At 71.6% G+C, this 3,752-nt stretch carries 5 protein-coding genes; 3 read left to right on the top strand and 2 right to left on the bottom strand.

Annotation, left to right across the window (positions count from 1 at the left end; genetic code table 11):
• The first annotated feature begins 67 nt into the window (after positions 1-67).
• From JGS22_RS08695 to JGS22_RS08685, 3 genes are all read left to right on the top strand, one after another.
• Positions 68-247 carry a hypothetical protein gene (locus JGS22_RS08695; protein ID WP_216815074.1) on the top strand — a complete coding sequence of 60 codons (180 nt, stop codon included), beginning with the start codon at positions 68-70 and terminating at the stop codon, positions 245-247.
• 78 nt (positions 248-325) lie between these two features.
• Entirely contained in the window at positions 326-901 is a 576-nt protein-coding gene (dcd, locus tag JGS22_RS08690) for a dCTP deaminase (RefSeq protein WP_211043278.1), read from the top strand.
• 26 nt (positions 902-927) lie between these two features.
• A complete protein-coding gene (locus JGS22_RS08685; protein ID WP_211043291.1) occupies positions 928-1,416 on the top strand; it encodes a phosphoribosyltransferase in 489 nt (162 codons plus the stop codon).
• A 319-nt stretch (positions 1,417-1,735) separates the two neighbouring features.
• Here the strand turns inward: JGS22_RS08685 and JGS22_RS08680 are convergent, their stop codons facing one another.
• A complete protein-coding gene (locus JGS22_RS08680; RefSeq protein ID WP_211043280.1) occupies positions 1,736-3,103 on the bottom strand; it encodes an ABC transporter permease in 1,368 nt (455 codons plus the stop codon).
• Positions 3,100-3,752 (bottom strand): ABC transporter ATP-binding protein (locus JGS22_RS08675; RefSeq protein WP_216814897.1); only part of this gene is annotated, 653 nt, incomplete at its 5' end. The genes JGS22_RS08680 and JGS22_RS08675, both read right to left, overlap by 4 nt.

The following is a 3,752-nucleotide window of genomic DNA, read 5'->3' as shown; positions in this document are numbered from 1 at the left end:
TGACAGGTGGCCCGCCTTCTCCCTTATGGTGGCTTTTGTTGTGTTCCGTGCCTGGGGAAGGGAATCGATGGCAGCCACCACCACGGTCGTCCGTTGCGCCGAGGGTCATGAGTTTCGTACCGCCACGTTTCCCATGCAGCAGCTCGGCAGTGAACGCATCGGGCCCGGACGCCTGTTGAGGTGTCCGCAGTGCGCGCGGCTGCGGCAGGCCGTGCCCGTGCGCCACCGGTCCGGCGAGAGCGGCTGAATCACGTACGAGCGTTTCCACCCGGACAGGGGCCCGGCCGGTTGAGCCGGGCCCCTGTCGTGCGCGTACGCTCGTCCCGTGCTTCTCTCAGACAAGGACATCCGGGCCGAGATCGACGCGGGGCGGGTGCGGATCGACCCGTACGACCCGTCGATGGTGCAGCCCTCCAGTATCGACGTACGCCTCGACCGCTTCTTCCGGGTCTTTGAGAACCACCGCTACCCGCACATCGATCCGGCTGTCGAACAGGCCGATCTGACGAGGCTGATCGAGCCGGACGGCGACGAGCCGTTCATCCTGCACCCGGGCGAGTTCGTACTGGCCTCCACCTACGAGGTCGTCTCGCTGCCGGAGGACATCGCCTCCCGGCTGGAGGGCAAGAGCTCGCTGGGGCGGCTCGGCCTGCTGACGCACTCGACGGCCGGTTTCATCGACCCCGGCTTCAGCGGTCACGTCACGCTGGAGCTGAGCAACGTCGCGACGCTGCCGATGAAGCTGTGGCCGGGCATGAAGATCGGCCAGCTGTGCATGTTCCGGCTGACCTCGCCGGCGGAGTTCCCGTACGGCTCGGAGAAGTACGGCTCCCGCTACCAGGACCAGCGCGGCCCGACCCCCTCGCGCAGCTTCCTCAACTTCCACCGGACGCAGGTGTGACCGCAGTGACCGCGAAGAACGACTCCGTGCGCGAGAACCTCACCTACGAGCGCTTCGGCGGCGCCGTGCGCGACCTCGCCCACACGATCGCCGACGACGGCTTCGAGCCCGACATAATCCTCTCGGTCGCGCGCGGCGGCGTCTTCGTCGCCGGCGGCCTCGGGTACGCGCTCGACGTGAAGAACCTCCATCTGGTGAACGTGGAGTTCTACACCGGGGTGGGTACGACGCTCCCGATGCCGGTGATGCTCGCCCCCGTCCCCAACGTGGTCGACTTCTCGCGGAAGAAGATCCTGATCGCGGACGACGTCGCCGACACCGGCAAGACGCTCAAGCTGATCCACGACTTCTGCGCGGGCCATGTCGCCGACGTCCGCAGTGCGGTGATCTACGAGAAGCCCGAATCGCTGGTCAAGTGCGAGTACGTGTGGAAGCGCACGGACGAGTGGATCAACTTCCCCTGGAGCGTCGAGCCGCCGGTGGTCGACCGTCCGGACCAGGTCCGGGACGCCTGAGTCCCGCGGCGGTCCGCTCCCCGCCCGGTGCGCAGGTGCGCGCGGTTGGGTGGCGTGGGCGTTCAGCGACCGGGGTTGAGCGAGTGTCCAGCGGCCGGCGGTTCGCGGCCCCGCGGCGTCGTGATTCGGCCACCCGTGGCCCCGCCCGGGTTCGGCGATTTCGGCTTTCGGCTTCCGTCGCCGACGACCGGCCCGGGCCGGCGCGTACGAGGAGCCGCCAACCCGCCGCTGCACCACGGGAGTTGCGAAGCCGGGCTCCGTACGACGCCACGGGAGTTGCGAAGCCGGCTCCGTACGTGCTCCCAGCCCGCGCCGGCGCTCATCGTGCGGCTCGGGCGATGGGCACCCGGGCGGCACGCAGCGCGGGGGCGAGCGCGCCGACCAGGGCCACTCCGCAGCTGGTGAGCACCCCGGCGACCATCGCGCCGAACGGTGGGCCGGACGGCTCCAACCGCGCCCGCCCGCCCAGCTGCTGGAGGAGCGGATCGGTCACCAGGCAGGCGATTCCGATGGCCGCCGCCGCGGCGAGCAGGGCGACGATCTGCGACTCCAGCACCACGATGCGCACGAGGTGCCCCCGGGCCGCGCCGAAGGACCGGCGCAGCGACAGCTCCTCCGAGCGTTCGCGCGTGGTCGCCAGTCCGACGTTCAGGATGCCGAGGCAGCCGACGAGGAGCACGAGCGCCGCGGCGGCGAGGAACGCCCGTCTGCCGGCGTCGAGTTGAGCGGCGTGATCGTCGACGTTGTCCAGGCGGCGGATGTCGCCGAGCTCGCCGAGGCGGCCGGTGATCTGCGCGTGCGCCTCGATCCGGGCGCGCAGGGTGTCCGCGTCCAGTGAGGGCGAGTGCAGCAGCAGTGCGACCGCGCTGCGCCGGTGGTGGACACCCGAGTTCCACGGCCCGCCCCCGGCGAGGCTGACGTAACCCTGCGGCTCGTCGCTGCCGTCGTCGACGACCCCGACGAGGCGGGCGCGGTAGCGGTCGTGGGCGCCCGTACGGCTCAGCGCGAGTGGTGTCCCGTCCGGTGGCACCTGTCGCCACGCTGCCCGGTTGAGCACCAACTGCGGTCCATAGGTGGGTGTTTCGAACCAACGGCCGCGCACCACCGGGAACGGCCGGATCAGCCGCAGCCCGGGGTCGACCCCCAACAGCGTGATGCCCGGGACCAGTTCCTCCCCGCCGCCGTCTCGCAGCCCGGTACGGGACGCCGGGCCCGCACCGCCGTCGGAGGCAACGCCCGTACCGCTGTCCGTACCGCCGCCGGGGGTGTCTGTGGGGACGGTGTCGGCCGCGTGGATGCGGGCGGTGCTGTCCTGGACGAAGGCGGCTGCCACACCGTCGCCGTCGGCGCTGAGACGGGAGAGGACGGCCTGCCAGTCGGCGACGTTCTCCCGCAGCCCGACCTCGCGCCCACTGCCGGTGACGGGCACCAGAAGAGTGGTGCTGCGGCCGTTTCCGAGCACGGCGTCGCGTACGAGCGCGTCCTCGAGGTGGTCGCCGGCGCCCTGGACCAGCACGACGCCGAGCACGCCGACGAGCAGGCTGAGCGCGGTCAGCGTGTGCCGCAGCGGACGCCGCCGTACGCCCTGCCAGGCGACCAGCACGAGCGCCGTCGAGCGGGTACGTGGTCGGTGCGGCGGCCGGTGCGGCGGGGCGTTTGCCGCGTCCCCGGCCGCGTACGGGTTCACCGCGCGCGCACCCGTCCGCGGTCCAGCACGACCGTACGGTCGAACTCCCCTGCCACCAACGGGTCGTGGGTGACGACGACCAGGGTGCAGAGCCGTTCCGCGGCCAGGCGGTGGAGCTGTCGCATCACCTCGCCACCGGTCTCCTCGTCGAGCGAGCCGGTCGGTTCGTCGGCGAGCAGTACGGCCGGTCGGCCGGCCAACGCCCTTGCCACCGCGACCCGTTGCTGCTCACCCCCGGAGAGTTCGCCGGGTCGGTGGTGGGCACGTCCGGCGAGTCCGACCTGGGCGAGGGCGCGCAGCGAGCGACTGCGGCGGAGTCTTCGGGGCTCTCCGCGGTGGATCGCGGCCGCCTCGATGTTCTCCCGGACGGTGAGGTGGTCCAGGAGTCCGAAGCGCTGGCGCACGAAAGCGAAGACGCTGCCGCGCAGAGCGTCCAACTCCCGGGCGCGCAGGGACGATACGTCTCGGCCGCCGATGAGGTAGCTGCCCGTCGTGGGGGCGTCGAGCAGGCCGAGGATCGACAGCAGCGTGCTCTTCCCCGATCCGGAACGGCCGAGCACGGCGACGCGCTCACCGGGGTCGAAACGCAGCGAAACCCCGTCCAGCGCCGTGAGTTGGCGGTCACGGCCGGCCCCGTGCCGTTTGACCA

This window comes from Streptomyces tardus, assembly GCF_018101125.2.
In the GTDB taxonomy this organism is placed as follows: Bacteria; Actinomycetota; Actinomycetes; order Streptomycetales; family Streptomycetaceae; genus Streptomyces; species Streptomyces tardus.
This window is presented reverse-complemented; position numbering and strand designations above follow the sequence as displayed.